This window comes from Herbaspirillum sp. SJZ107, assembly GCF_006715485.1.
Classification (GTDB): domain Bacteria; phylum Pseudomonadota; class Gammaproteobacteria; order Burkholderiales; family Burkholderiaceae_D; genus Telluria.
The window spans coordinates 336,115-361,712 of the sequence record NZ_VFNH01000004.1; the positions used below are offsets into that span (position 1 = coordinate 336,115).

Genomic DNA, 25,598 nt, shown 5'->3' on the forward strand with positions numbered 1-25,598 from the left:
GCAGAACATGTACCTTGTCCAACCGGGCACCTTGAAAAACCGCCGCGCAGGCGCTTGTTCGAGCTGTCCATGACTGACCCATTGATTTTGCCAATGAAATTACATCCTGATCGTCTTGTCTTGCCTTTCACCCGTCGACTGATCGGCGCCGCCGTGCTGGCCTTCTGTTCCGGCCACGCCCTGGCCGTGGCGCCGTTCGTCGTCAAGGACATCCGGGTCGAAGGCATCCAGCGGACCGAGGCAGGCACGGTGTTCAGCTACCTGCCGGTGCGCGTGGGCGAGACCTTCGACGACGACAAGGGTACCGCGGCGATCAAGGCCCTGTACGCGACCGGCTTCTTCAAGGACGTGCGCCTCGAAGAAGAAAACGGCGTGCTGGTGGTGCTGGTCGAGGAACGTCCGGCCATCAATACGGTGGACTTCACCGGCACCAAGGAATTCGAGAAGGACATGCTGGTCAAGGCGCTGAAGGACATCGGCGTCGGCGAGACCAAGATCTTCGACAAGGCCTCGGTCGACCGCGCCGAGCAGGAGCTCAAGCGCCAGTACCTGTCGCACGGCCTGTACGGCGTCAAGATCACCACCACCGTGACCCCGATCGAACGCAACCGCGTGAACGTCATGTTCAACGTGGACGAGGGCGACGTCGCCAAGATCAAGGGCATCAACATCGTCGGCAACAAGGCCTTCAGCGACAAGGAACTGCGCCGGGTGCTGCAGCTGTCGACCTCGGGCTGGCTGACCTGGTACTCCAAGGCCGACCAGTACTCGAAGCAGAAGCTGACCGGCGACCTGGAAAACATCAAGTCCTTCTACCTGAACCGCGGCTACCTCGAGGTGGCGGTCGATTCGACCCAGGTCGCGATCACGCCGGACAAGAAGGACATCTACCTCACCATCAACATCACCGAAGGCGAGAAGTACACCGTCAAGGGCATCAAGATGGATGGCGAGATGTTCGGCCGCGAGCAGGAACTGCGCAACCTGATCCTGCTGCAGCCGGGTGCGACCTTCTCGGGCGAACTGCTCGAAGCCTCGAACAAGCGTATTTCCGACCGCCTGGCAAGCTTCGGCTACGCCTTCGCCAACGTCACCGGCAACCCGGAAATCGACCAGGCCAAGCGCGAAGTCACCTTCACCTTCTTCGTCGATCCGGGCAAGCGCGCCTACGTGCGCCACATGACGATCTCGGGCAACACCGTCACCCGCGACGAAGTGATCCGCCGCGAATTCCGCCAGTTCGAGAGCTCGTGGTACGACCCGAACCGCGTGAAGATGTCGCGCGACCGCGTCGACCGTCTCGGCTACTTCAAGGACGTGACGGTGGAGACCCCCGAATCGCAGGGCACCACCGACCAGGTCGACGTCAATATCGCCGTCACCGAACGCCCGACCGGCAACTTCATGGTCGGCGGCGCCTTCTCGCAGGCCGAGAAGTTCACCTTCACGGCGTCGATCACGCAGGCCAACTTCGCGGGCAGCGGCAACACGATCGGCCTCGAGCTGAACACCGGTAAATACAATCGCACGATCTCGGTCGCGCAGACCAACCCGTACTTCACCGACGAGGGCATCTCGCGCGCCTTCCAGGTCTACCTGCGCACCTCGCGTCCGCCGGCACTGAACATCGGTTCGTACACGGTGCGCCAGCAGGGCGCCAACATGACCTTCGGCGTGCCGTTCTCGGAAAACGACACGGTCTACTTCGGCGCCGGCGTCGAGCGCACCAAGCTCGAAACCGACACCAGTTCGCCGACCCTGTACAAGACCTTCGTGTCGCAGAACGGCGGACCGGAGAGCGGTATCGGCACCGCCACCACCAATGCGATCCCGCTGACGGTGGCGTGGGGCCGCGACTCGCGCGACAGCACGGTCACCCCGACCCGCGGCCGCTACCAGCGCGCCAACCTCGAGGTCGACCTGTTCGGCGACGCCAAGTACTACCGCGCGATCTACGAGCACCAGTGGTACCGTCCGATCACGCGCTGGATGACGCTGGCGCTGAAGGGCGAGCTCGACTACGGTTCGGGCATCGGCAGCCACGCCTACCCGGTCTTCAAGAACTTCTACGGCGGCGGTATCGGTTCGGTGCGCGGCTACGAGAGTTCGTCGCTGGGTATCGTCGACCCGTACACGCTCGACGCGCTGGGCGGCGCCAAGCGCATCATCGGCAATGCCGAGCTGCAGTTCCCGTTCCCGGGCAGCGGCACCGACCGCAGCCTGCGCTGGTTCACCTTCGCCGACGGCGGCCAGGTGTACCAGGAAGGCCAGAAGATGCGCGCCTCGGAGCTGCGCTACTCGGCAGGTATCGGCCTGTCGTGGATTTCGCCGGTGGGACCGCTCAAGTTGAGTTATGCTAAGCCCTTGAATGCCAAGCCGGGCGACCGCCTGGAACGCTTCCAGTTCCAGATGGGTACCGGCTTCTGACCGGGAGTGTTATGTTTAAGATCGTGAAAGCCCCTTTGCCGAAGCGCCTTTTGATGATGGCCGCCGTATGCGCCCTCGCGGCGGCAGGCGCGCAGGCGCAGGGGCAGGCTGCCGTGGGCCGCATCGGTTTCGTCTACACCGAAAGGCTGATGACGGAATCGAAGCTGGCCAAAGCGGCCGACGCCAAGATGCAGGCCGAGTTCTCGAAGCGCCAGAAGCAGGTCGACGACATGGTGCAGCGCTTCAAGAGCGCGCGCGAGAAGTTCGACGAAGAGGCGCCCAAGCTGACCGACCTCGATCGCACCCGGCGTACGCGCGAGCTGCTCGACATGGAAAAAGACATGCAGCGCATGCAGCGCGAGTACAATGAGGACCTGTTCCAGCGCAAGAACGAAGAGCGCGCCGCGATCGCGCAAAAGGCGTTCAAGCTGATCGAGCAGGTCGCGGAACAGGAACATCTCGACGTGGTGCTGCAGGAAGCCGTCTGGACCAGTCCGCGCATCGACATCACTGACAAGATTCTCAAGCTGCTCGACAAATAATCGGACGCTGAAAATAGAAGAAGTGCCGGCGAGGATCCGGCCTCCGGGCCGGCGCCTCGCCGGCATTATTTTTTTCAAAGAAGGAACGACCACATGGGCACTCGCCTGGGTGATTTGGTCGAACGCTTCGGCGGTCAGCTGGTAGGCGACCCGAACCTCGAGGTTCAGGGTATCGCGCCGCTCGACAGCGCCGGCGCTTCGCACATCAGCTTTCTCAGCAACAGCAAATTGCGTGCACTGGCCGCGCAGAGCGGGGCGGCCGCGCTGATCGTCGCGCCGCTCGACGACCAGACCGTGGCCGCGACCTACGAAGGCGCGCGCATCGTCACCACCAATCCCTACGCCTACTTCGCGCGCGCGGCCCAGTACTTCGCGGACCTCGACGCGATCGTGCCGGCACCCGGCATCCACCCCAGCGCCGTGGTGCACGAGAGCGCGCAGGTGGACCCGAGCGCCCACGTCGGCCCGAACGCCGTGATCGAAGCCGGCGCGGCCATCGGCCCGGGCGTGGTGATCGGCGCCGGCTGCTTCGTCGGCCGCGACGCCGAGATCGGCGAAGGCACGGAACTCTTCGCCAACGTGACCTTCCACGCCCGTTGCAAGATCGGCAAGCGCGGCATCCTGCACTCGGGCGCCGTGATCGGCACCGACGGCTTCGGCTTCGCGCGCGAAAACGGCGTGTACATCAAGATCCCGCAGACCGGACGCGTACTGATGGGCGACGACGTCGACATCGGCGCCAACACCACGGTCGACCGCGGCGCCCTGGCCGACACCGTCATCGAGGACGGCGTCAAGCTCGACAACCAGATCCAGATCGGCCACAACTGCCATATCGGCGCCAACACGGCGATGGCGGGCTGCGTGGGGGTAGCCGGCAGCGCCAGGATCGGCAAGAATTGCACCTTCGGCGGCGCGGCGATGGTGCTGGGCCACCTGGAAATCGCCGACAACGTCCATATCTCCTCGGGCACGATGGTATCGCGCTCGGTGCTGGAGCCGGGGCAATACACCGGCTTCTACCCGATGGCCAAGAATGCGGAATGGGAAAAGAGCGCCGCGATCGTGCGCAACCTGAACACGATGCGCGAGAAAATGCGGATGCTGGAAAAACAGATCAAACAACTGACGGAAGCTACAGAACAAAAATGACGACTGAACAGACCAAGACCGAATCGAAGATCCTGGGCATCAACGAAATCAAGGAATACCTGCCGCACCGCTACCCGCTGCTGCTGGTGGACCGCGTGGTCGACTACGAGATCGGCAAGACCATCACCGCCATCAAGAACGTCACCGTCAACGAAGAGTTCTTCAACGGCCACTTTCCGCACAAGCCGGTGATGCCGGGCGTGCTGATGATCGAGGCGCTGGCCCAGACCGCCGCCATCCTGTCCTTCATGACCATGAACGTGAAACCGGACGAGAATTCGGTGGTCTACTTCGTCGGCATCGACAACGCGCGCTTCAAGCGTCCGGTCGAGCCGGGCGACCAGCTGGTCATGACCGTCGAGATCGTGCGCACCTCGCGCGGCATCTGGAAATACAAGGCCACCGCCAGCGTCGACGGCAAGGTCGCGGTGGAAGGCGACCTGATGTGCACCATCCGCGCCAATGAATCGGCGAACGGCGCCGCAGCGGGGCAGTAATGAGCAAGATCCACCCAAGCGCGATCGTCGATCCCAAGGCCGAGCTGGACAGCTCGGTCGAGGTCGGCCCGTACTCCATCGTCGGTGCCAACGTGCGCATCGGCGCCGGCACCCGCGTCGGACCGCACGTGGTCATCGAAGGCCACACGACGATCGGCAAGGACAACCACATCTTCCAGTTCGCGTCCCTGGGCGCCCAGCCGCAGGACAAGAAGTGGGCCGGCGAGCCGACCCGCCTGGTCATCGGCGACCGCAACACGATCCGCGAATTCTGTACCTTCAATACGGGTACGGCGCAGGACGAAGGCGTGACCTCGCTCGGCGACGACAACTGGATGTCGGCCTACACCCACCTGGCGCACGATTGCCGCGTCGGCAGCAACACGATCTTCTCGAACAACGCCCAGCTGGCCGGCCACGTCCACGTGGGCGACTGGGCGATCCTGTCGGGCTACTGCGGCGTGCACCAGTTCTGCAAGATCGGCGAGCATGCCTTCATCGGCATGTACACCAGCCTGACCCAGGACGTGCCGCCGTTCGTGCTGGTCTCGGGCAATCCGGCCGAGGCGCACGGCATCAACATCGAAGGCCTGAAGCGCCGCGGCTTTACGCGCGAGCAGATCAACGGCCTGCGCACCGCCTACAAGCACATCTACCGCTCCGGCCTGACGCTGGAAGAGGCCAAGGCCAAGCTGGCGGAAGAGGAAGCCGCCGACGGCGCGCTCGAAACCGGCGCTGCGCCCTACATCCGCGCGATGCGCGAATTCCTCGGCACCACCAGCCGTGGCATCGTCCGCTGAACGTCCGGTGTCGCCGCAGTGCTCTCTTGCGCTGGTGGCCGGTGAAGTCTCCGGCGACATGCTGGCCGCCCGCCTGATGGCTGGCCTGAAGCCGCGCCTGCCTGGCGTGGCCTTCAGCGGCATCGGTGGCCCGCGCATGCACGAGCAGGGCCTGGCGTCCGACGTGGCGATGGAAACGCTCACCGTGCGCGGCCTGCTGCCGGTGCTGCTGCGCTACCGCGAACTGAAAGGCATCCAGAACACGCTGCGCGAGCGCCTGTTACTTGAGAGACCGGCCGCCTTCATCGGCGCCGACTACCCAGGTTTCAACCTCGGCCTGGAAGAGCAGCTGCGCGCTGCCGGCATCCCGACCGTGCACTTCGTCGGGCCGCAGATATGGGCCTGGCGCGGCGGCCGCATCAAGAAGATCCAGCGCGCGGTGTCGCACATGCTGCTGATCTTCCCGTTCGAGGAAGCGCTGTACCGCGCCGCCGGCGTGCCGGCCACCTACATCGGCCATCCGCTGGCGGAACAGATCCCGCTGCAGCCGGACGTGGCCGGCGCCCGGCGCCGCCTCGGCATCCCGCAGGATGCGAAGGTGGTCACCGTCATGCCGGGCAGCCGCATGTCTGAGATCAAGTACCTGACCGAACCCTACCTGCGCACGGTGCAGCTGCTGGCGCGGTGGGCTGGCAGCAACGGCGCGGTGCGTTTCATCGCGCCGATGGCGGGCGAGCGCCAAAAGGCGTATTTTATGGGGCTGAGGGACCAGGCCGGCCTGCAGGACGTGCCCCTGACGCTGGTCGATGGCCAGTCGCACGACTGCATCGCCGCCGCCGATGCGGTGCTGGCGGCATCCGGCACGGCGACGCTCGAGGTGGCGCTGTACAAGAAGCCGATGGTGATCGCGTACAAGGTGCTGCCGGCCGAATGGATGATCATCCGCCACATGGGCTACCTGCCGTGGATCGGACTGCCGAACATCCTGGCGCGCGAGTTCGTGGTGCCGGAATTCCTGCAGCACGCGGCCACGCCGGCAGCGCTGGCGGACGCGCTCTGGGTCCAGCTGACCGACGAGAACAACCGGGTGCGCCTGCAGCAGCGCTTCCTGGACATGCATCACAGCCTGCTGCGCGACAGTGGCGGCCTCAGCGCCGATGCGGTGCTGCAGGTAATAGGTAAAGCAAAATGAGAAAGAAGAAGTTCGATTTCTACCCCGGCCTCCCGGCCAGGAACCGTCCGTTCACGCTCGAGGACGTCGTCTGCGGCGTGGACGAGGCCGGACGCGGTCCGCTGGCCGGGCCGGTGTACGCGGCGGCCGTGATCCTCGACCCGAGCCGGCCGATCGAAGGCTTGCGCGACTCCAAGAAGCTGACCGAGGCGCGGCGCGACGAGCTGGCCCCGATCATCAAGGAACAGGCGCTGGCCTGGGCCATCGCCGAGTGCTCGCATCACGAGATCGACACCATCAACATCCTGCAGGCCACCATGCTGGCGATGCGGCGCGCGGTGGAAGCGCTGCACACGCTGCCGACCATCGCCCTGATCGACGGCAACCGCTGTCCGCAATTCACGGTGTCGACCATCCGCGCCCATGCGGTGGTGGAGGGTGACGACAAGGTGCATGCGATTTCGGCCGCCTCGATCCTGGCCAAGACCGCGCGCGACGCCGCCCTGGTCGCGCTGCATGCCGCCTACCCGGAATACGCCTTCGACCAGCACAAGGGCTACTCGACCGCGCTGCACCTGGAACGCCTGCGCCTGCACGGCCCGTGCCCGGTGCACCGCCGCTCGTTTGCACCGGTCAGGGCGCTGCTGGAGCCGGACCTGTTCGAAAGCGCGCCCGCATGAAGACCATCAGTTCGCGCGACAACGCCTTTTACAAGGAACTCAAGGGACTGGCGACCAGTTCGCAGGCACGGCGCAAGGCCGGCCAGAGCCTGCTCGACGGCGTCCACCTGTGCCAGAGCTGGCTGGACCTGAACGGCGCACCGCTGCACTGCGTGGTGTCGGAAGGGGCGCTGGCCAATCCGGAAGTCGCGGCCATCGTGGCGCGCGCCGAGGGCGCCGGGGCACCGGTGACGGCGCTGCCGGACGCGCTGTTCGGCGCCATCAGCCAGGTCGAGCACGGCGTCAACCTGGTGTTCCTGATCGAGACGCCGCGCCCGCGCCAGCCTGCGGCCCTGACGCAATCGGCGGTGCTGCTGGACGGCGTGCAGGACCCGGGCAACGTCGGCTCGATCCTGAGGAGCGCAGGCGCGGCCGGCATCCGGCAGGTGTATTGCAGCGCCGGCACCGCGTTCTGCTGGTCGCCCAAGGTGCTGCGCGCCGCCATGGGCGCCCACTTCGTGCTCGAGATCTTCGAGAACGTCGACCTGCCGGCGCTGGTGCGTGGCGCCGGGGTGCCGGTGCTGGCCACCAGCGGCTATGCCAGCAAGCGCCTCTACGACATCGACCTGCGCCAGCCGGCCGCCTGGGTGCTCGGCCATGAAGGGCAGGGCGTGTCCGCCGAACTGCTGGAGCTGGCCAGCTTGCGCGTCGCGGTGCCGCATGCCGGGCAGGTGGAGTCGCTGAACGTGGCCGCCTGCGCCGCCGTGTGCTTTTTCGAACAGCTGCGCCAGCAACAACAAGGCTGAAGTAAGATCGCTGGGCATGGACTTGATGCGCGGTTCAGGTTACGCTTCGTACTTGCAACTGTGAAATATTGACTCAAGATGGACACCGCCCACATGCCGCACCTGCCACCGCATCTGCCGAACTTGCATTTCCTGGTCGCGGAAGCGGACCCGGTCCAGCGCCGCGCCCTCGCCGACGCGCTCACCCAGCTCGGCGCCAGCCGCGTCACCGAAGTACCGGACGCCCCGATGGCCCTGCGCACCCTGCAGGCCGGCTTCAGCCCGAAGATCGACGTCGCCATCCTCGACCTGGCCCTGGGCGGCATGGACGGCATGGAAATGCTGCGGGCGATCGCCGCGCTGGGCTCCAGCGTGCGCCTGATCGTCACCGGCGCCCAGCCGCCCGGCGTGCTGTTCTCGGTCGAGACGCTGGTGCAGGCGCACGGCGTCGACCTGCTGGGCACCATCGCCAAGCCCCGCGGTGGGAACGTCAGCGCCGCCAAGCTCAAGGCGCTGCTCGACAATTACCAGCCCTCGCGCGCGCCCGTGGCAGCACCGGCGGGACCGAGCTTCAGCTTCGCCGAAGTCGGCGTCGGGCTGCAGCGGCGCGAATTCGAACCCTTCTTCCAGCCCAAGATCGAACTGGCAACCGGCCAGGTGACGGGCCTGGAAACCTTTGCGCGCTGGCGCCATCCCGAGCACGGCGTGCTGGGCCCGGCCGCGTTCATCGATGCCCTCGAACAGAACGGCCGCGTCGACTTCCTCGACTGGAGCATGATCGAGCTGTCGGTCCAGCACTGTCGCGGCTTCCACGACCAGGGCATCCCGATCTCGATCTCGCTGAACCTGGCGCCGGCCACGCTGGCCCAGCCCGACTTCGTGCGCCAGATCGCCGCCTGCATGAAGCGCCACGGCGTGCTGCCGGACTACCTCACCTTCGAGATGACCGAATCGTCGATCCTCGACTTCGACGTCGATTTCATCGAACGCCTGGTGCGGCTGCGCATGATGGGATTCGGCCTGGCGATCGACGACTACGGCACCGGGCGCTCGAATTTGCAGCTGCTGGCGCGGATTCCGTTCTCGGAGCTGAAGATCGACCGCTCTTTCGTCGACGGGGCGTCCAAGAAGCGGCCGCTGGGCACGGTGCTGAAATCCTGCCTGGGGCTCGCGAACAGCCTGGACCGCATGTCGTGCGCGGTGGGCGTGGAGACGCGCCAGGATTGGGATTTCCTGCAGGGGCTCGGCTGCACGTATGCGCAGGGGTATCACATTGCCAATCCGATGGAGGCTGCGGCCTTTCCGGGGTGGCTGGAAGACTGGCGCCACTTCTTTTAACAGCTACTATTAAACCGTCATTCCCGCCTGCGCGGGAATGACGGCGTCCAGGACACGGGCCGTTGACGCGGAAGCGCTTAGTACTCCCGCCGATCCGGCTTGATCTCCTGAAGAATGGTCGTCGAAATCTCCTCGATCGACTTGGTCGTCGACGACAGCCAGCGGATCCCCTCGCGCTTCATCAGCATCTCGGCCTCGTTCACCTCGTAGCGGCAATTCTCGATCGACGCATATTTGCTGCCGGCCCGCCGCTCGTTGCGGATCTCGGCCAGGCGCTCGGGCGTGATCGTCAATCCGAACAGCTTGTGCTTGAACTGGGGCAGCGCCGAGGGCAGCCTGCCGCGTTCGAAGTCGTCCGGAATCAGGGGATAGTTGGCGGCCTTGATCCCGTACTGCATCGCCAGGTAGAGGCTGGTCGGGGTCTTGCCCGAGCGCGAGACGCCGACCAGGATGACGTCGGCGTCGGCCAGGTTCTTGTGCGACTGGCCGTCGTCGTGCGCCAGCGAGAAGTTGATGGCCTCGATGCGGTCCTTGTATTCCTCGGTGTCGACCATGTTGTGGATACGGCCGATCGTATGGGTCGACTTGACCTGCAATTCCTGCTCGAGCGGCGCGACGAAGGTCTGGAACAGGTCCATGTGCATGCCCTGAGCGGCCCGGATCACGCTCGACAGGTCGTGCTTGACCAGGGTCGAGAACACGATCGGACGCTGGTTGTCGCTCAGGGCCACGTCGTTGATGCGGCGCGCCGCCTCGTGCGCTTTTTCGATGGTGTCGATGAAGGGCAGGCGGATCTGGCGGAAGCGCATCTCGAACTGGCTCAGCACCGCGTGGCCGAAGGTTTCCGCCGTGATGCCGGTGCCGTCGGACACGAAGAAGACGGTACGCGGGATGGTCGGCGTCGCTGGGGTGCTCTCTGAAATCATGGTAATTTTTTGATAAGATAATAACAAAGTTGCAGTCACCGCACAGTGTGGCGGGCGCACACGCGGTAAAATGCTCTGCAACGAATATGGGTCCGGCTCTGCACCGCGAAGAATAACAAGAAAAGACGTGTGCCAGCCAACCGCACAGATTTCCATCATCAAAGAAGGTGTTTTATCATGACTAACCTGTCTAATGCAGCATTGGCAGTACCCGATCCAAAAACCGGCGAGGGCGTGTACGTCGCGCCCTTCGAGCAGCTGCGCATGACCGACGTCGAATCGGTCGGCGGCAAGAACGCCTCGCTCGGCGAAATGATCAGCCAGCTGGCCGAGGCCGGCGTGCGCGTGCCGGGCGGCTTTGCCACCACGGCCGAAGCGTTCCGCGACTTCCTGCGCCACAGCGCCGACGGCGGTCCGTCGCTCGGCCAGCGCATCGAGCTGCGCCTGGAAAGCCTGGACGTCGACGACGTGCGCGCCCTGGCCGCAGCCGGTGCCGAAATCCGCGAGTGGATCTTCTCGACCCCGTTCCAGCCACGCCTGGAACAGGAGATCCGCGAGTTCTACGAGCGCCTGGTAGCCGACTCCGAAACCGAGATGTCCTTTGCCGTACGCTCCTCGGCGACCGCCGAAGACTTGCCGGATGCATCCTTCGCCGGCCAGCAGGAAACCTTCCTGAACGTGGTCGGCATCGACAACGTGCTCGAGGCCATGAAGCACGTGTTCGCGTCGCTGTACAACGACCGCGCTATTTCCTACCGTGTGCACAAGGGCTTCATCCACGCCGACGTGGCGCTGTCGGCCGGCGTGCAGCGCATGGTGCGTTCCGATACCGGCGCGGCCGGCGTGATGTTCACCATCGATACCGAGTCGGGCTTCAAGGACGTCGTCTTCGTCACGTCCAGCTACGGCCTGGGCGAAACCGTTGTGCAGGGCGCGGTCAACCCGGACGAGTTCTACGTCCACAAGCCGATGCTGGAGCAGGGCAAGAAGCCGGTCATCCGCAAGAACATCGGCTCCAAGCTGATCAAGATGGAGTTCACCAAGGAAGCCAAGGCCGGCCGTTCGGTGCAGACCGTCGACGTGCCGATCGAACAGCGCAACCGCTACTCGCTGACCGACGACGAAGTCGTCGAGCTGGCCAAGTACGCCGTCATCATCGAGAAGCACTACGGCCGCCCGATGGACATCGAGTGGGGCAAGGATGGCCGCGACGGCAAGCTGTACATCCTGCAGGCGCGTCCGGAAACCGTGAAGTCGCAGCAGAAGGCGACCGATGCCCAGCAGCGCTTCCAGCTGAAGGGCACCGGTACCGTGCTGACCTCGGGCCGCGCGATCGGCCAGAAGATCGGCGCCGGTCCGGTGCGCGTCATCAGCGACCCGTCGGAAATGGAACGCGTGCAGCCGGGCGACGTGCTGGTCGCCGACATGACCGACCCCAACTGGGAACCGGTCATGAAGCGCGCCTCGGCGATCGTCACCAACCGCGGCGGCCGCACCTGCCACGCGGCGATCATCGCGCGTGAACTGGGCGTGCCGGCCGTGGTCGGCTGCGGCGACGCCACCGACGTGCTGAAGGACGGCACCTTCGTCACCGTCTCGTGCGCCGAAGGCGACGAAGGCCGCATCTACGACGGCCTGCTCGAAACCGAAGTCACGGAAACCGTGCGCGGCGAACTGCCGCCGATCAAGACCAAGATCATGCTCAACGTCGGCAACCCGCAGCTGGCCTTCGACTTCCAGTCGGTGCCGAACGGCGGCGTCGGCCTGGCGCGTCTCGAATTCATCATCAACAACAACATCGGCGTGCACCCGAAGGCGATCCTCGAGTACCCGAACATCGACGCCGACCTGAAGAAGGCAGTGGAATCGGTGGCCCGCGGCCACGCCTCGCCGCGCGCCTTCTACGTCGACAAGCTGACCGAAGGCGTGGCGACCATCGCCGCCGCGTTCTGGCCGAAGCCGGTCATCGTGCGCCTGTCCGACTTCAAGTCGAACGAGTACAAGAAGCTGATCGGCGGCTCGCGCTACGAGCCGGACGAGGAAAACCCGATGCTGGGCTTCCGCGGCGCCGCGCGCTACCTGGCCGAAGACTTCGCCGAGTCCTTCGAGATGGAATGCATGGCCATGAAGCGCGTCCGTGAAGAAATGGGCCTGACCAACGTCGAGATCATGATCCCGTTCGTGCGCACCCTGGGCCAGGCCGAGAAGGTCATCGGCCTGCTGGCCAAGTACGGCCTGAAGCGCGGCGAGAACGGCCTGCGCGTGATCATGATGTGCGAAGTGCCGTCCAACGCCATCCTGGCCGAGCAGTTCCTGCAGTACTTCGACGGCTTCTCGATCGGTTCCAACGACCTGACGCAGCTGACGCTGGGCCTGGACCGCGACTCCGGCATGGAGCTGCTGGCCAAGGACTTCGACGAACGCGATCCGGCCGTCAAAGCCATGCTGAGCCTGGCCATCAAGGCCTGCCTGAAGCAGGGCAAGTACGTCGGCATCTGCGGCCAGGGGCCGTCCGACAACCCGGACTTCGCGCAGTGGCTGGTGGAAGAGGGCATCGAGTCGATGTCGCTGAATCCGGACTCGGTGGTCGAGACCTGGCAGAAGCTGGCCGCGATGTAATCACGGCTCGACCCAGGAAAGCCCTCCGCCCCGCTGGGCCGGAGGGCTTTTTTTATCTTGCCAAGCTGCGTGGATGCGATATCCTTTTGGAAACCCTCCCCGTGAACAGTGTCAACTTTTCCGAAGAATCCGATGAAACGCCTCGTCTTATTGATGACCTTGCTTGGATTGTCCGCCGCCGGTTTTGCCGAGGAGCCGGCCTTCTGCAAGTCGATGTGTACGTCCGAAAAGACCCAGTGCCTGGCCAACGTCAAGGCCACCGAGAAGAAGGAAGGCATGCTGCCGACCGATACCCCGGAAAAGAACCCGTTCGCCCGCACCGCCCAGGTGCAGATGCGATCGAGCGACAACGGGTCCCTGGAGCAGTCGGGTTACCAGCATCGCCGCATGGCGCGCAATGGTGCCTGTGACGACGCCTATGGGCGCTGCACGCGCAGCTGCAAGGTCGAGGGCGGGGACGACGCCGTCGGCAAGGTCGTGGCGCGCCACGCGAAAAAACAGGACTGAGGCGTTCAGGCGCGCCGGCGCTCCATGCCGTAGCCGCCGGCGGCTGCGGCCACGACGCGGTTGCGCCCGCCCGACTTGGCGGCGTACAGGGCGGTATCGGCGCGCGACAGCAGGCTGGCGATGGTTTCGCCCGGCACCAGCGTGGCCACGCCGATGCTGACCGTGTAGCCGATGGTGCCGGCCGCGCTGCGGTCCGCACCGCGTTCGGCGGGGATTGGCGGCGTGCACTGCAGCGCGGTGCGCAGGCGCTCGGCCACGTGCAGCGCCGTGTCGCTGGACGTGGCCGGCAGCAGCACGGCAAATTCCTCGCCGCCGAGGCGGCCGCAGTAGTCGCGATGGCGCAGGATCCCAAGGGTGCGCTCGACGATTTCCACCAGCACCCGGTCGCCGGCCGCGTGGCCGTGGGTATCGTTGATGCGCTTGAAGTGGTCGACGTCGAACAGCAGCAGGGACAGCGCCGCCGGCGTGCGCCAGGCCTGGGCGCATTCGCGTTCGGCCACGGCGAAGAAGGCGCGGCGCGACGGCGCACCGGTCAGGTGGTCATGGTCGGCGGCGTAGGTGGCGCGCGCGATGATCTCGGCGTTGGCCATCATCACTGCGCCGAGCGTCAGCGTCGGAATCGACAGCGTGCCGCAGGCGAAGAACACCAGATCCAGGGTCGGCACGTCGAATTGCGGCAGCAGGCCGGCCACGCGCGCGCCGTAGGCGCCGGCGCGCAGGAACAGGCCGATGCCGACCGCGAAGCTGGCGCAGATCGTGAACCAGTAGGGATAGCGGCGCGCGGCCGCCGGCAGCGACTGCCTGACGCTGGCGCACATCGCCATGCACAGGCCGCCATGCAGCAGCGAAACCACGACGATGCGCAGCGGCGTCGAATCGATCCCGTAATGCAGCGTCACCACCGCAGTCATGGTGGCGGCCGTAAAACCGCCCAGCGCACGCCACGGCACCCGGCGTCCCAGGTGACGCTGGAAGCCGACGTACATCATGACCGAGGTACCGATCAGGAGGGCGTTGCCCAGTTCGATCGACAGCAGACCGGAAATGTGGCCACGCGCGGCGAACAGCGGCATCGCGGCGACCGCCATCGCATTCGCGATGATCCATTCGCGGATACCCCTGGCGCCGCTGTGCGTCTGCGAGGACAGGACCAGCAGCATCACGACCGACAAGGCCATCATGACCAGGAACAGGCTGGTGGCGCTCAGCATGGGCGCGGCTTCGGGCAAGGGTTAAAAGGCATAACGGCAGACGCCGCAGCGTCCGGTAATCACGAGGAATTGCCGAATGGTATCAAAATTGTCGCTATGCAGGGTGTTTATTGAACGTCAAGTCAATTAAAATTCATGCTACACGCCTGACGTTGTGGTTTGGCATGCATATGTTGACTCTGCGCGCCGACAAGATACACTGGGTTTGTTGCTGCATATCCAAGCCAACCCTCGTCGCTCGTTCCGGGAGTCGGGGGTTTTTGCTGTCTGAACAGGAGGAGACCATGGCTGACTGGATCGGCTGGCTGGCAAGCGCAGGCGTGCTGGTGATCCTGGAGTTGTTCACCGGGACCTTTTATCTGCTCATGATCGCGATCGGCCTGGCGGCCGGCAGCCTGGTGGCGCTGGCCGGCGCCGGGCTGCCGGTGCAGGCGATCGCCGCCGGCGCGGTCGGCGTCATCGCCACCGGGCTGCTGCACCGTTCGCGCTTCGGTCGCGGCCGCCTCGACGCCCGCGCCGCCACGCGCGACCGCAACGTCAACCTCGACATCGGCGAGCGCGTCACGGTACCCGCCTGGGACAACGGCCGTGCGCGCGTGATGTACCGCGGCGCCTTGTGGGATGTGGAGCTGGGGCAGGGCGCGACGCCGCATGCCGGCGAGTTCCGCATCGTCGAAGTGCTGGGCAGCCGGCTGGTGGTCGCCGACGCGTAAGCTGGAATAACGAATCACAACGATAACGATCACCTCAGGGGAGCACATGGAATTCTCATTCGGTACCGTCGCGCTGGTCATCTTCATCATCGCGCTCGTGTTCGTCTTCAAGACCATCAACGTGGTGCCCCAGCAGCACGCCTGGGTGGTCGAACGGCTTGGCAAGTACCATGCGACGCTGGCGCCGGGCCTGAACATCGTGGTGCCCTTCATCGACCGCATCGCCTACAAGCACAGCCTGAAGGAGATCCCGCTCGACGTGCCGCCGCAGGTCTGCATCACGCGCGACAACACCCAGCTGCAGGTGGATGGCATCCTGTACTTCCAGGTGACCGACGCCATGCGCGCGTCCTACGGGTCCTCGAACTACATCCAGGCGATCACGCAGCTGGCCCAGACCACGCTGCGTTCGGTGATCGGCAAGATGGAACTGGATAAAACCTTCGAGGAGCGCGACCACATCAACACCACCATCGTCAACGCGATCGACGAATCGGCCGCCAACTGGGGCGTCAAGGTGCTGCGCTACGAGATCAAGGACCTGACCCCGCCGGCCGAGATCCTGCATTCGATGCAGCGCCAGATCACGGCCGAACGCGAGAAGCGCGCGCTGATCGCGGCCTCGGAAGGCCGGCGCCAGGAACAGATCAACATCGCCTCGGGCGAGCGCGAAGCGGCGATCGCGCGCTCGGAAGGCGAACGCCAGGCGGCCATCAACCGCGCCCAGGGCGAGGCCTCGGCGATCGTGGCGCTGGCCGACGCCAGCGCGGCGGCACTGCGCCAGGTCGGCGACGCCATCCGTAGCCCGGGCGGCATGGACGCCGTCAACCTGCGCGTGGCCGAGCATTACGTCGATGCGTTCGGCAAGCTGGCCAAGACCAACAATTCGATCATCGTGCCGGCCGATCTGGGCGACATGAGCGGGTTGATCGCGAGTGCGCTACAGATCGTGAAGACCCAGCGCTGATCCTGGCGTAACCGGTCCCGTGCCCGTCAGCGGCGTGCGGCCAGCGCCGCGTTGGCGTCCGCCGCCAGCGCGCGGTGCAGAAAGGCGAGGGCTTCGCGCCATACTTCGGCCTGGGCGCGGGCGTTGCCTTCGGGCGTGCCGCCGAGCTTGAATACGCCCGCATCGTATTGCGTCGTCGGTTCCCAGCCGGTGCCGTTGAGCATGTGGCCGCCGTCCGGGAAGACCAGAGACACCGTGGGCCGGCCCGCCTCGAGGCGGCGTTCGGCGATGTTCTGCGCCATGGCGCCCGAGTCCCACATCTGGTCGTCGCCGCCGCCGGCGACCAGCATCGGCCCCTCGAAATCCTCGACGCGGATGCGCGCTGCCAGCGCCGCCTGCGGAAACGCGGCGCGGCCTTTTTCCATCGGACGGCGGTAGCGCACTGGCGCACCGGTGCGGAAACCTTCGAGCTCCTGCTGGAAGCCCAGGTTGGGCACGAAGGGCAGCGGCTTGCCGCCGAACGAGAACGACGAGCGGCCGGCGCCGGTGGCGCCCGCGTCCTGTCCCCAGCCCTGCCAGACCACGTCGCTCGGGACGATCGCGACCACTGCGCTAAGCCAGGTCAGCCGGCTGGCCGCGACCAGCGCGAATTCGGCGCCCTTCGACACACCATACAGTGCGATGCGCCCGTCGTCGACGTCGTCGCGAGCCGCCAGCCAGTCGCGCACCTGGTTCAGGCGGTCGACGGGAATCTCGACGAAGCTGGCGGGCAGCGCCGGCAGCTCGCGTTCGGTGCGTCCCGGCGCGGCCGGCGAATAATAGGGCAGGCCGACCGCGGCGAAGCCGTGCGCCGCCAACCGCATCGCCAGTTCGCGTGCCGACCGCGCACCCCCTTCGGAGCCGCCCAAAGCGATCACGACAGGCCTGCGTCCAGCCGTGCGCGGCCGGGCGAACACCGCGCCCGGAAATGCGGCGACCGGCTCCACCTGCACCTGCGGGTCGTCCTGGTCGAAGCGCAGGTCGCGGCTGGCGACGGGTTTGCCGTCGACCGTGGCCGTCATGCGGGCCACGCCGGCCTCGGTGGCCGCCGCCGCGCCGGCGATCGGCACCATCGACCAGAACAGGCCGCGCACGTCCGCACCGCGGTAGCTGCCGGCGACCGGCGCGTCGCGTCCGAGGTCGACGATGCCGTCGGCGCCGGCGACGAAATCGGCGCCAGCGCGGTAGCGGACCGGCGCGCCGCGCTCGATCACGACGCGCTCGGCGACCAGGGCGACACGGGCATGAGGCGGAAGTCCCTCGATAGTGATGGCGGGGCTGTCGGCGGCGGCGAGAACGGCAGGGGTCGACACGCGTATCGTCTGCGCCGCGGCATGCAGGCACAGCAGGGACAGGAAGGCGAGCGGAAGAAGTCGGGTCATGATGGCGGTCCTCCGGTCGGTCAGGCGGCGTTGGCGCGGTTCGAGATCCACAGCCCGATCCAGGCCGCGAGTGCGACCGCAACATAGCAGGCCGCCACCGCCGGGGCATCGCGCCACATGAAGTACACCAGCGACTGGTCCTTTACCATGAAGGTGAACGGGGATACGCTGCAGAAGATCGCCAGCGCGATCAGGAGGCCGCGCCGGCGCAGAGCCTTGCGCACGCGCCGGATCGCCTCGTGCCCTTCGTCCGCGGCGTCGATGCGCGGCAGCTCGACGCCGCCGGTCTGGGCGGCGCGCGCGGCCCGGGCGAATTGCGGATGTGCCGCAAAATAGCTGTCGACGACAGCACGGGTAGCCGCGCTGGCCTCGCCGGAAAAATAGGCCGGAAGCAGGTCGACGATCACGTCTTCGGAAAAATTCATCATGATTCCTCGTTGAGTAGTTGTGCAAGTTTGAGCCGGGCGCGGAACACCTTGACCTTCGCCGCCGATACCGAAATCGCCAGGGCCCGTGCGATGTCCTCGTACGGGATCTCTTCCGCGGCGCGCATCAGCAGTGCGGCGCGGTCAATCTCAGGCAGGACCTGCAGGGCGTCGAGCGTCTTCGACACCACTTGGGCATCGATCGCCAGCTGTTCCGGACCCGGGGTGGCGTCCGCGTGGACGTCGTCGAGTTCCGCGAAACGGCGGCGCCGGTGCCATTCCTTCAAATACAGGCGGCGCGCGATCGTGCACAGGTAGGCCAGCACGGTGGTCGATTCGATCTGTGCGGACGACGTCATGGCACGCATGAAGGTTTCAGCCACCAGGTCCTTGGCCAGGCTGGTGTCCCCGCACAGGCCTACGGCGAAGCGGCGCAGGGCCGGGGCGTGCCGTTCGTAGATCGCTTGTATCGTCTGCATGGTGGTTTCGAGTGTTCCGACCTGTAGACTATCCACGGGGCCGGCGAAAGTTACACGGATCGATGAAAAAATCCTGGAGAGCGGAAAAAGGGGACCAGAAAGAGGCGGAGAAGGGAGCAAGAACGGTGCATGCCGCGCACGCCGGGCCGGCATGCGCGGCATGCCTTGGAAGCGGATCAGCCGCCGGACAGCGGCTGGACGATGCGCACCTGGTCGCCCTGCGCGAGCCGCAGGCCGCACACGGCGTCCGGGTCGAGCACGCGCTGGTTGTGGATGATGAAGAAGCCGGGCCGCAGCATGCCTTCGCGCCAGAACGGATCGATGGCGCCGGCATGCCGGGTACCGAGGTCCGCCAGCGCCTCGGCGACGGTCGCGCCCACGGCCATCTCGAGCGGATACGCCAGGTGGTCGGCTTTGAGCGATTGTGGAATGAAAAGATGGGCCAATTGGATCTCCAGGGTCAAGGGGTCATGCGGGGACGCGTTCGTGGGCCGCGTGTTCGTGCACCGACTCGGCGATCCGCCGCAGTGCCGCTGCCGCCGCGTCGACGTCGGCGGCCACGTTGAATTTGCCGAAGCTGATGCGGACGGCGCCGCCATGGCTGGCACCGCTGCCGAGCCATTCGTGGGCGAGCGGAGCGCAGTGCAGGCCGGCGCGGGTCATGATGCCGAAGTCGCGGTCGAGGACCGCGCTCACGGTTTGGCTGGGCAGATCGCCGACGTTGCACAGCACGATCGCGGCGCCGGCGTGCTCGCCGTACAGGCGGATGCCGGGCACGCCTGCGAGGCGCTGCCACAGGTCGTGCGCGTGGGCGTCGGCGTGCGAGGGCGGCTGGCGTTCCAGCCAGGCGAGGCTCTGCTCCAGCAGGGCCAGCCCGTGCACGTTTGGGGTGCCGGCCTCGAAGCGGCCCGGCGCGGCCTGCGGCATGTCGCGCGCATGCGCATCGCCGCCGCCACCGACCCGCAGCGGCGCCAGACCGGCGTCCGCCAGACGCGGGCCGAGGTACAGGAAGCCCAGGCCGGTCGGCCCGAGCAGGCCCTTGTGGGCCGGAAAGGCGACGGCATCCGCATGCATCGCCACGACGTCCACCGGGACGCTGCCGACGCTCTGAGCGCCGTCGACGACGAGGAAGGCGCCGTACTCGCGGCACAGGCGGCCGATGCGCGCCATGTCGCGCACCTGCCCGGTCGTGTTGACCGCGTGCGCCAGCACCACCAGGGCGGGGTCCGGCGAGCGCGCGGCCGCGTATTCGAGTTCCCTGCGCAGGTCGAGCGTGCCGGCGGCGGACGGCGCGGCGATGCGCAGTTCGACCCCGCGCCCGGCCAGGCGGTACAGCGGACGCAGCACGCTGTTGTGCTCCAGGATCGAGGTAATGGCGGTGCGCGGCGCGAAGCGTTCCGCGATGCCGGCGATGGCGGTGTTCAGCAGGTCGGTGGTGTTGTAGCCGATGGCGATGCGGTCCGGACTTTCGGCGCCGATCAGGGCCGCGATCCGTGCACGGCAGCGTCCAACGAGTTCTTCCGAGCGCACCGCGGCGCCGTGCGCGCCGCGGTGCGGATTGCCCCAGGGCGCGCCCAGCACCTCCGCCGCGCGGACATGAAAGTCGGGCGCCTTCGGCCACGAGGTCGCCGCATTGTCGAGATAGATCATGAGGCCTCCAGCGCGTCGGCGAGCAGCGCATGGGCCAGGTCTTCGTCGCGGGTGCCGTCGACGATGACGCGGCCGTCACTGAAGAAGGTCAGGCGGTACTGGCGGCCTTCGAAGACATGGAGCCGTTCCAGGTGGTACTCGGTGCGGCTGCGGATGCTGTCCAGGGGCGCGCGCGCTGCCAGGTGCGCGAAGGCCGGCGCCGGCGGCGGCACCTGCAGCTGCAGCGCGTTGCGGCCGCACAGCAGCCGGCTGCGCGCCGGCGCCGCGGCGGTTCCGGTCTCGCCGCGCCGTTTCACGCACACTTCGCAGTCGGCGCGGCGCATGACCGGCAGGGCAAATTGCGTGTTTTCCCATACATTGAAGTACACCATCTCGCGGCGGCAAGCATCGGCGCGCCCGACCAGCAGCTTGACCGTCTCCGTGAACTGGGTGGTGGCGACCTGGCCGATGGTGCTGGCCAGCACGCCGGCCACCGCGCAGGTCTTTTGCGACTGGTGGAGGGCAGGCGAGCCCAGCAGGCAATGAAGGCATGCCGTCTCCCCCGGCAGCACCGTGAAGCAGCAGCCTTCCATGCCCAGGGCCGCGCCATATACGTAGGGCACGCCGGCCGCGACCGCGGCGGCGTTCAGCTGCAGCCGCGTATCCAGCCCATCGAGGCCATCCACCAGCACGTCGACGTCGGCGGGAAGGCCGGTCCGTGCCAGGAAGGCGGCATCGAATTCGGTGGCGTGCACGTCGACCTCGAGCAGCGAATTGATCTGCAGCAGGCGTTCGCGCGCGGCGGCGACCTTCGGCAGGCCGCGCTCGACGTCGCGCTCGCCGTACAGCATCTGGCGCTGCAGGTTGGAGGCGTCCACCACGTCCGGGTCGACCAGTGTCAGCTTGCGGATGCCGGCACGGCACAGGAGTTCCGCCACCTGGCTGCCGAGTGCGCCAACACCGACGATCATCACATGGGCGGCCTTCAGCCTGGCGGCGCCTGCCGCTCCAATTTCCGGCAGTCTGGTCTGCCTGGAATAACGGTAATCGTTCGCATCCATCAGTTGATCGCTTCCCGGTAGAGCTGGGTCAGGTTAACGTTCTTCAGTTCGGCCTGCGAAAAACGCGCCAGCAACTGTCCCGACTTCATGAGCGCCACCTTGTCGGCGATCTCCGAGCTGCGCAGCAGGTCGTGCGTTGACATCAGTACGGCCGCACCCGAGTCGCATAGCTTGCGGATCGAGTCGAGCACGCTGTCCGCGGCGCTCGGGTCCAGGCCCGACAGGGGTTCGTCGAGGAACAGGGCCTTGGCGTTGCGGATGCGGCAGATCGCGAAGGCCGCCTTCTGGCGCATCCCCTTGCTGAAGGTGCCGACCCGGCGGTGATGAAATTTGCCGTCCAGCCCGCATTCCGACAGCATGGCCGCGCACTCGTCGGCATCGACGGCCCGCTCGTTCCCCAGCCGGGAAAAGAACAGGATGTTCTGCATCGCCGTGAAGTTGTCGTACAGGCGCACATTCTCGGACAGGAAGCCGAGGTGGCGACGCGCCAGCAGCGGCTGCGTGGTGGCGTCGATGCCGCTGATGACGGCGCGGCCGGAACTCGGCTGCAGGAAGTTGAGGAACATGTTGATGGTCGTGGTCTTGCCGGCGCCGTTTGCGCCATACAGGCACATGATTTCCCCGGGCGCCACGTGGAACGACACATCGTTGACGGCGACGTGGTCGGCGCCGAAGCGCTTGACGAGATTTTCTGCGGTAATCACTCTAAGCTCCTAACGAAGTCTGACTTTTTTGCCGACATACACGATGATGAGCAGGACGGCGAGGAACAGGAACAGTACGACGAAGACGGGCAGCATGCTGGGGCCGGACTTCACTACCAGGCGGAACACCTTTTCGTCGATCGCCAGCGGCCGGGTCGACGAATAGCCCTCGGTCTTGACGCGCAATTCGTATTCGCCCACCGCGCTGTCGTTCGGGGTGGTCACCCGCACCTTGACCTTCTTCTCCTGGCCGACGCCGACGCTGGTGATCAGCGCCGGTTCAAAGGCCACGCCGATGCCGTTCGGCTTTTCGCTGTCGAAGCGGATGTTTTCCAGCGAGCTCGATCCCTCGTTCTTGACGGTGAAGCCGAACTCGCTGTGGGCGCCCGGCACGAGTTCGTGCACCAGGCTGTTCGCGACGATGGACAGCTTGCCCAGCCCGCGCGCCACCAGTTTCAGCTCGAGCGAGCCGAGAGACTGGCCGCTGAAGTCGGTCTCGGCGACCTTGCGGTCACCGGCCGGCAGCTTGGCGACGTTCTTCTCGTCGACAGCGGCGACGATGAAGGGTAGCGGCGCATCCAGCTTGAAGCCCTCGACATGGCGCGCCGGAAGCTCGAGGCGCAGCATCAGCGGCCGCGCGGTCTCGCCATTCTCCAGCCTGACCTGGGACACGCGGCTTTTGCCGTCCGCCGACACGATGCTGTAGCTGATACTGGGCGGCAGGTTGTACACCTGGAAGAAGAAAGCGCGGCTGTCCTGTCCGCTCCTGCGGATCTCGAACGGATAGTCGATCGCGCTGCCGAGGTTGGCTTCCTGGTTGATCCGGCCCGCCGTCAGCTCGACGTCGCCGCTCTGGAACTTCTGCTCGGCATAGACGCCGATCTCGTGTTCCGACGAGCGGTAGGTGATGTGGATGTTGAAGCGCTCGGCGTCGGTCAGCAGGCGGAAGCGCAGGACCTTGGTCTCGTTGTAGCTCCAGCTGCCGATCTTCAGGTCGTAGGGAATCGCCACGGCCACCTGTGACGGCATCGCGAACTGGCCCTGCGCATAGCCGGTCCCCGCGCCGGCGCCGGCGCCGCCCGCGAAGTTGTTGGCCTCGCGCACCGAGATGAAGACATTGTCCAGCCGGCGCTGCAGGATTTCGCGCGGGAAGGCCAGGTCCTTGTCCATTGACGCGAACAGCATCTGCTGCGAATCGTCGACCAGCAGGGTCGCGTTGCGTAGGGCCAGTTCCAGGTACTGCTGGCCATCCTTGCCCTTCACCTTGACGGCACGCTCGACCGTGATCTTGGGTTCGGTGCTGACCAGGTCCATCACCGAACGCTGGAAGCGGATCTCGGCCAGGCGTGCATCGGCGCGCTTCTGCTCGATGTCGGTCTTGCTGACGATGCCTTTTTCGGCGAGCGGCTCGTACTGCTGCAGCTTGGCGCGCGTCAGCTGGACCTGAACCAGGTTTTCTCGGATCGTCAACAGACTGGTCTGGTCCTGCAGGCTGTTGGCGAGGCTGTTTGCCGGCATCCCGGCCACGAACGCGGCGGCTGCCAGCGCAGCCGCGGCGGAGACGGAGGCGAGGCGCCGCGCGAAGGCTGACGCGGTCATGTGTTTAGCTGACTTCATAGTTGAGAAATACCCGATATCCGGTTAAACAGAAGGCCAGCAGGTACAGCAGCAGCACCGTGATGTCCGGCGCCAGCCGCGCCATGTCTTCCATCAGGCTGGCCATGGGGGCGCGGAACTCGGGCAGGCCATCCAGGTCGAGGCTGCTCGGCACCGTCTGGTCCCTGCCCTCCAGCTGGTCGCGGCGCTCGGCCATCATCTTTTCGCCCACGAAGCCCTGGAAGGCGTTGCGGTACTGCTTGACCTCGCCGATGAAGCGCTCCTGGCGCTCCAGGTCGGTGGCGGTCAGGACCAGGATGATGTTCTCGAAGGCGGCCGACGGCGACAGCCGCGACATCCACGTGATCAGCTGGTTACGCTGCTGCACCTGGGCCGCGTAGGTTTCGTCGATGCGCGCTTTTTTCTTCTTGACCTCGTTCTGCAGGTCGCCCACCAGCTTGCTCTGCACCTCCATCGGCACGTCGGCAGTGCCTGCATGCTCCTGCAACCAGCGCTGCTGCACCGCGATCGAGTCCTTGTAGCGCTGGCGGTCGATTTCCCATTTCTGGCCTTCGATCGTGTGGGCCGACGGCAGGTCGGTGGCCAGCGTCGCGCCGTACAGGCTGAGGCTGGGCACCACCCAGATGAACACCAGCCAGAACAGGACCGAGACCAGCAGCGCATTCGAGGGCTTCGAGACCAGACACGAGACCATCACGCCGAGCGCGCTGAAGATGGCCAGGTACAGGATGCTCGAGCCGACGATCAGCGCCAGCCGCAGCCAGTCGTCGCCGCGCCAGTGGAAATTCCCGGTCATGACGATCGCCAGGATGCCGATCAGCATCGGCAGCAGCAGCGGCAGCAACAGGGTGGCCATCGATCCGACCAGCTTCGCGAGGATCAGCTGGGCGCGCGGCACCGGGTGCGACAGCAGCAGCTTCAGGGTGCCGACTTCCTTCTCGCTGTTGATGACGTCGAAGGTCAGCATCATGGCGAACAGGGCGACCACCACGCGCACCACGAAATTGAAGTCGAAGGCGCTGAACTGCGCGTACACGGGCTCGACACTGAGCAGCGAATCCTGCAGTTTCGGTTCCTGCACGATGGAGACCGTGGCATTGGTGCCGACCGACTCGTCGACGCCCTTGGCGAAGGCCATCAGCGATGAAGGCGGGCGGTACACCTTGTACAGCCCCCAGATCCCGAGAGCCTGGTAGGACACCTGCTGGCGCGTGGTCTCGTGCATCTGCGCGACCGAATCTTCGTACTGCTTCTGCGCCAGGTTGAAATCGTGGGTGCCAATCACGAGGCTCAGCAGGACCAGCACACTGCACATCAGGAAGATGATGACGAACCGTGCCGACTGCAGGTTGTCCAGTAATTCACGCAACATCAGTATCCGGAACATTCGTGAACCCCATCAATAGAGTGAAACGTTGCGCACGTCGAAGGCGAACGGCATGACACCGCCGCTGACGTGCAGGCCGATACCGTTGACCATCCTGGAATCCCATTTGACGCGGCGGCCGAAGCCGAGCTGCGTCAGTTTCGAGAACGGGATCTCGAAGGTCTTCCATTCCTTTGTGGCGATGAACTCGGCGCCGTACTCGTCGTGATCGCGCACCGACTTGAGCAGGACGTTCAGCCGGTACACCTTGCCGTCGCCGCGGGCCGTGAAGCGCAGGCCCTGGCGGCCGCTCCAGTCCATCAGGGCGGCACCGGCCGGCGCCTGGGTCTGGAAGCCCATGAACGGGAACATGAAACCGGTCTTCAGCTTGCCCTGGATGTGCAGGAACTCGACCCCGCTCTCGCTGCGCGGCTGGAGCATGCCGTCGGACTGGCCGGAGCCGGTCATGGCGTCGGTGTATTTCATCCATTGCGGCCCGGGCTGTCCGGCGGCCGTCACGCGGGCGAGGAATTGGTCCGAGGGCGACGCCGCCTGCGCCATCCCTACCAGCGCGGCAAGAGCCAGGCCGATTGTCAGTCTTCGAATCTGTAACATCGGAATCTC

The 25,598-nt window shown here is 65.9% G+C and carries 25 protein-coding genes; 13 read left to right on the forward strand and 12 right to left on the reverse strand.

Features of this window, described 5'->3' with window-relative positions; genetic code table 11:
- Positions 1–93: 93 nt before the first annotated feature.
- From bamA to FBX97_RS24550, 9 genes are all read left to right on the forward strand, one after another.
- Positions 94–2,427 (forward strand): outer membrane protein assembly factor BamA, encoded by a 2,334-nt coding sequence (gene bamA / locus FBX97_RS24510; protein WP_141837631.1) that lies wholly within the window; start codon positions 94–96, stop codon positions 2,425–2,427.
- Between the two features lie 53 nt (positions 2,428–2,480).
- Positions 2,481–2,969, forward strand: a complete 489-nt coding sequence (locus tag FBX97_RS24515) for an OmpH family outer membrane protein (RefSeq protein WP_255517624.1) — start codon at positions 2,481–2,483, stop codon at positions 2,967–2,969.
- Positions 2,970–3,062: 93 nt separating this feature from the next.
- Positions 3,063–4,121: a UDP-3-O-(3-hydroxymyristoyl)glucosamine N-acyltransferase gene (gene lpxD, locus FBX97_RS24520; RefSeq protein WP_141837635.1), complete on the forward strand. Its 1,059-nt coding sequence runs from the start codon at positions 3,063–3,065 to the stop codon at positions 4,119–4,121.
- Positions 4,118–4,618 (forward strand): 3-hydroxyacyl-ACP dehydratase FabZ, encoded by a 501-nt coding sequence (gene fabZ / locus FBX97_RS24525; RefSeq protein WP_141837637.1) that lies wholly within the window; start codon positions 4,118–4,120, stop codon positions 4,616–4,618. Before lpxD ends, fabZ begins: the two co-directional genes overlap by 4 nt.
- Positions 4,618–5,418: an acyl-ACP--UDP-N-acetylglucosamine O-acyltransferase gene (lpxA, locus tag FBX97_RS24530; protein ID WP_141837640.1), complete on the forward strand. Its 801-nt coding sequence runs from the start codon at positions 4,618–4,620 to the stop codon at positions 5,416–5,418. The genes fabZ and lpxA overlap by 1 nt, the downstream gene beginning before the upstream one ends.
- Positions 5,402–6,589: a lipid-A-disaccharide synthase gene (gene lpxB / locus FBX97_RS24535; RefSeq protein WP_141837642.1), complete on the forward strand. Its 1,188-nt coding sequence runs from the start codon at positions 5,402–5,404 to the stop codon at positions 6,587–6,589. The genes lpxA and lpxB overlap by 17 nt, the downstream gene beginning before the upstream one ends.
- The gene (gene rnhB, locus FBX97_RS24540) at positions 6,586–7,248 is read left to right on the forward strand and encodes a ribonuclease HII (RefSeq protein ID WP_141837644.1); all 663 of its coding nucleotides are present in this window, start codon (positions 6,586–6,588) and stop codon (positions 7,246–7,248) included. The genes lpxB and rnhB overlap by 4 nt, the downstream gene beginning before the upstream one ends.
- Positions 7,245–8,033 (forward strand): RNA methyltransferase, encoded by a 789-nt coding sequence (locus tag FBX97_RS24545; protein ID WP_141837646.1) that lies wholly within the window; start codon positions 7,245–7,247, stop codon positions 8,031–8,033. The genes rnhB and FBX97_RS24545 overlap by 4 nt, the downstream gene beginning before the upstream one ends.
- A gap of 78 nt (positions 8,034–8,111) precedes the next feature.
- A complete protein-coding gene (locus tag FBX97_RS24550; RefSeq protein ID WP_255517625.1) occupies positions 8,112–9,350 on the forward strand; it encodes an EAL domain-containing protein in 1,239 nt (412 codons plus the stop codon).
- Between the two features lie 77 nt (positions 9,351–9,427).
- On the opposite strand, the gene FBX97_RS24555 is transcribed toward FBX97_RS24550, so the two are convergent.
- A complete protein-coding gene (locus FBX97_RS24555) occupies positions 9,428–10,276 on the reverse strand; it encodes a pyruvate, water dikinase regulatory protein (RefSeq protein ID WP_141837649.1) in 849 nt (282 codons plus the stop codon).
- Positions 10,277–10,453: 177 nt separating this feature from the next.
- On the opposite strand from FBX97_RS24555, the gene ppsA reads away from it, so the two are divergent.
- Entirely contained in the window at positions 10,454–12,895 is a 2,442-nt protein-coding gene (ppsA, locus tag FBX97_RS24560; protein WP_141837651.1) for a phosphoenolpyruvate synthase, read from the forward strand.
- 132 nt (positions 12,896–13,027) lie between these two features.
- Positions 13,028–13,402, forward strand: a complete 375-nt coding sequence (locus tag FBX97_RS24565; RefSeq protein ID WP_141837653.1) for a hypothetical protein — start codon at positions 13,028–13,030, stop codon at positions 13,400–13,402.
- Positions 13,403–13,407: 5 nt separating this feature from the next.
- Here FBX97_RS24565 and FBX97_RS24570 read toward each other — a convergent pair whose 3' ends face one another.
- A complete protein-coding gene (locus FBX97_RS24570; protein WP_141837655.1) occupies positions 13,408–14,613 on the reverse strand; it encodes a diguanylate cyclase in 1,206 nt (401 codons plus the stop codon).
- Between the two features lie 284 nt (positions 14,614–14,897).
- On the opposite strand from FBX97_RS24570, the gene FBX97_RS24575 reads away from it, so the two are divergent.
- Entirely contained in the window at positions 14,898–15,326 is a 429-nt protein-coding gene (locus tag FBX97_RS24575) for an NfeD family protein (RefSeq protein ID WP_141837657.1), read from the forward strand.
- Between the two features lie 46 nt (positions 15,327–15,372).
- Positions 15,373–16,293: an SPFH domain-containing protein gene (locus FBX97_RS24580; protein ID WP_141837659.1), complete on the forward strand. Its 921-nt coding sequence runs from the start codon at positions 15,373–15,375 to the stop codon at positions 16,291–16,293.
- Between the two features lie 26 nt (positions 16,294–16,319).
- Here the strand turns inward: FBX97_RS24580 and FBX97_RS24585 are convergent, their stop codons facing one another.
- From FBX97_RS24585 to FBX97_RS24630, 10 genes are all read right to left on the reverse strand, one after another.
- Complete coding sequence (locus FBX97_RS24585) at positions 16,320–17,693, reverse strand: acyl-CoA thioester hydrolase/BAAT C-terminal domain-containing protein (RefSeq protein WP_141837661.1); 1,374 nt, start codon at positions 17,691–17,693, stop codon at positions 16,320–16,322.
- A 20-nt stretch (positions 17,694–17,713) separates the two neighbouring features.
- Positions 17,714–18,121, reverse strand: coding sequence for a hypothetical protein (locus FBX97_RS24590; protein WP_141837663.1), 408 nt, complete (start codon positions 18,119–18,121; stop codon positions 17,714–17,716).
- Positions 18,118–18,597 (reverse strand): RNA polymerase sigma factor, encoded by a 480-nt coding sequence (locus FBX97_RS24595; RefSeq protein ID WP_185748730.1) that lies wholly within the window; start codon positions 18,595–18,597, stop codon positions 18,118–18,120. The genes FBX97_RS24590 and FBX97_RS24595 overlap by 4 nt, the downstream gene beginning before the upstream one ends.
- Before the next feature lie 176 nt (positions 18,598–18,773).
- Entirely contained in the window at positions 18,774–19,043 is a 270-nt protein-coding gene (locus FBX97_RS29735; RefSeq protein WP_185748731.1) for a MoaD/ThiS family protein, read from the reverse strand.
- A gap of 22 nt (positions 19,044–19,065) precedes the next feature.
- Complete coding sequence (locus FBX97_RS24605; protein WP_141837669.1) at positions 19,066–20,247, reverse strand: aminotransferase class V-fold PLP-dependent enzyme; 1,182 nt, start codon at positions 20,245–20,247, stop codon at positions 19,066–19,068.
- The gene (locus tag FBX97_RS24610; protein ID WP_141837671.1) at positions 20,244–21,287 is read right to left on the reverse strand and encodes a ThiF family adenylyltransferase; all 1,044 of its coding nucleotides are present in this window, start codon (positions 21,285–21,287) and stop codon (positions 20,244–20,246) included. The genes FBX97_RS24605 and FBX97_RS24610 overlap by 4 nt, the downstream gene beginning before the upstream one ends.
- Positions 21,287–21,991: an ABC transporter ATP-binding protein gene (locus tag FBX97_RS24615; protein ID WP_141837673.1), complete on the reverse strand. Its 705-nt coding sequence runs from the start codon at positions 21,989–21,991 to the stop codon at positions 21,287–21,289. The genes FBX97_RS24610 and FBX97_RS24615 overlap by 1 nt, the downstream gene beginning before the upstream one ends.
- A gap of 9 nt (positions 21,992–22,000) precedes the next feature.
- Positions 22,001–23,590 carry an NEW3 domain-containing protein gene (locus FBX97_RS24620; RefSeq protein ID WP_185748732.1) on the reverse strand — a complete coding sequence of 530 codons (1,590 nt, stop codon included), beginning with the start codon at positions 23,588–23,590 and terminating at the stop codon, positions 22,001–22,003.
- A 4-nt stretch (positions 23,591–23,594) separates the two neighbouring features.
- Positions 23,595–24,980, reverse strand: coding sequence for an ABC transporter permease subunit (locus FBX97_RS24625; protein ID WP_185748733.1), 1,386 nt, complete (start codon positions 24,978–24,980; stop codon positions 23,595–23,597).
- 27 nt (positions 24,981–25,007) lie between these two features.
- Complete coding sequence (locus FBX97_RS24630) at positions 25,008–25,589, reverse strand: CIA30 family protein (protein ID WP_141837679.1); 582 nt, start codon at positions 25,587–25,589, stop codon at positions 25,008–25,010.
- Positions 25,590–25,598 lie beyond the last annotated feature (9 nt).

Excerpts from the sequence above, each read along its gene's own strand:
- bamA (WP_141837631.1), top strand. The coding sequence starts at position 94 with ATGAAATTACATCCTGATCGTCTTGTCTTGCCTTTCACCCGTCGACTG.
- FBX97_RS24515 (WP_255517624.1), top strand. The coding sequence starts at position 2,481 with ATGATGGCCGCCGTATGCGCCCTCGCGGCGGCAGGCGCGCAGGCGCAG.
- lpxD (WP_141837635.1), top strand. The coding sequence starts at position 3,063 with ATGGGCACTCGCCTGGGTGATTTGGTCGAACGCTTCGGCGGTCAGCTG.
- fabZ (WP_141837637.1), top strand. The coding sequence starts at position 4,118 with ATGACGACTGAACAGACCAAGACCGAATCGAAGATCCTGGGCATCAAC.
- lpxA (WP_141837640.1), top strand. The coding sequence starts at position 4,618 with ATGAGCAAGATCCACCCAAGCGCGATCGTCGATCCCAAGGCCGAGCTG.
- rnhB (WP_141837644.1), top strand. The coding sequence starts at position 6,586 with ATGAGAAAGAAGAAGTTCGATTTCTACCCCGGCCTCCCGGCCAGGAAC.
- FBX97_RS24545 (WP_141837646.1), top strand. The coding sequence starts at position 7,245 with ATGAAGACCATCAGTTCGCGCGACAACGCCTTTTACAAGGAACTCAAG.
- FBX97_RS24550 (WP_255517625.1), top strand. The coding sequence starts at position 8,112 with ATGGACACCGCCCACATGCCGCACCTGCCACCGCATCTGCCGAACTTG.
- FBX97_RS24555 (WP_141837649.1), bottom strand. The coding sequence starts at position 10,276 with ATGATTTCAGAGAGCACCCCAGCGACGCCGACCATCCCGCGTACCGTC.
- ppsA (WP_141837651.1), top strand. The coding sequence starts at position 10,454 with ATGACTAACCTGTCTAATGCAGCATTGGCAGTACCCGATCCAAAAACC.
- FBX97_RS24565 (WP_141837653.1), top strand. The coding sequence starts at position 13,028 with ATGAAACGCCTCGTCTTATTGATGACCTTGCTTGGATTGTCCGCCGCC.
- FBX97_RS24570 (WP_141837655.1), bottom strand. The coding sequence starts at position 14,613 with ATGCTGAGCGCCACCAGCCTGTTCCTGGTCATGATGGCCTTGTCGGTC.
- FBX97_RS24575 (WP_141837657.1), top strand. The coding sequence starts at position 14,898 with ATGGCTGACTGGATCGGCTGGCTGGCAAGCGCAGGCGTGCTGGTGATC.
- FBX97_RS24580 (WP_141837659.1), top strand. The coding sequence starts at position 15,373 with ATGGAATTCTCATTCGGTACCGTCGCGCTGGTCATCTTCATCATCGCG.
- FBX97_RS24585 (WP_141837661.1), bottom strand. The coding sequence starts at position 17,693 with ATGACCCGACTTCTTCCGCTCGCCTTCCTGTCCCTGCTGTGCCTGCAT.
- FBX97_RS24590 (WP_141837663.1), bottom strand. The coding sequence starts at position 18,121 with ATGATGAATTTTTCCGAAGACGTGATCGTCGACCTGCTTCCGGCCTAT.
- FBX97_RS24595 (WP_185748730.1), bottom strand. The coding sequence starts at position 18,597 with ATGCAGACGATACAAGCGATCTACGAACGGCACGCCCCGGCCCTGCGC.
- FBX97_RS24605 (WP_141837669.1), bottom strand. The coding sequence starts at position 20,247 with ATGATCTATCTCGACAATGCGGCGACCTCGTGGCCGAAGGCGCCCGAC.
- FBX97_RS24610 (WP_141837671.1), bottom strand. The coding sequence starts at position 21,287 with ATGGATGCGAACGATTACCGTTATTCCAGGCAGACCAGACTGCCGGAA.
- FBX97_RS24620 (WP_185748732.1), bottom strand. The coding sequence starts at position 23,590 with ATGACCGCGTCAGCCTTCGCGCGGCGCCTCGCCTCCGTCTCCGCCGCG.
- FBX97_RS24625 (WP_185748733.1), bottom strand. The coding sequence starts at position 24,980 with ATGTTGCGTGAATTACTGGACAACCTGCAGTCGGCACGGTTCGTCATC.
- FBX97_RS24630 (WP_141837679.1), bottom strand. The coding sequence starts at position 25,589 with ATGTTACAGATTCGAAGACTGACAATCGGCCTGGCTCTTGCCGCGCTG.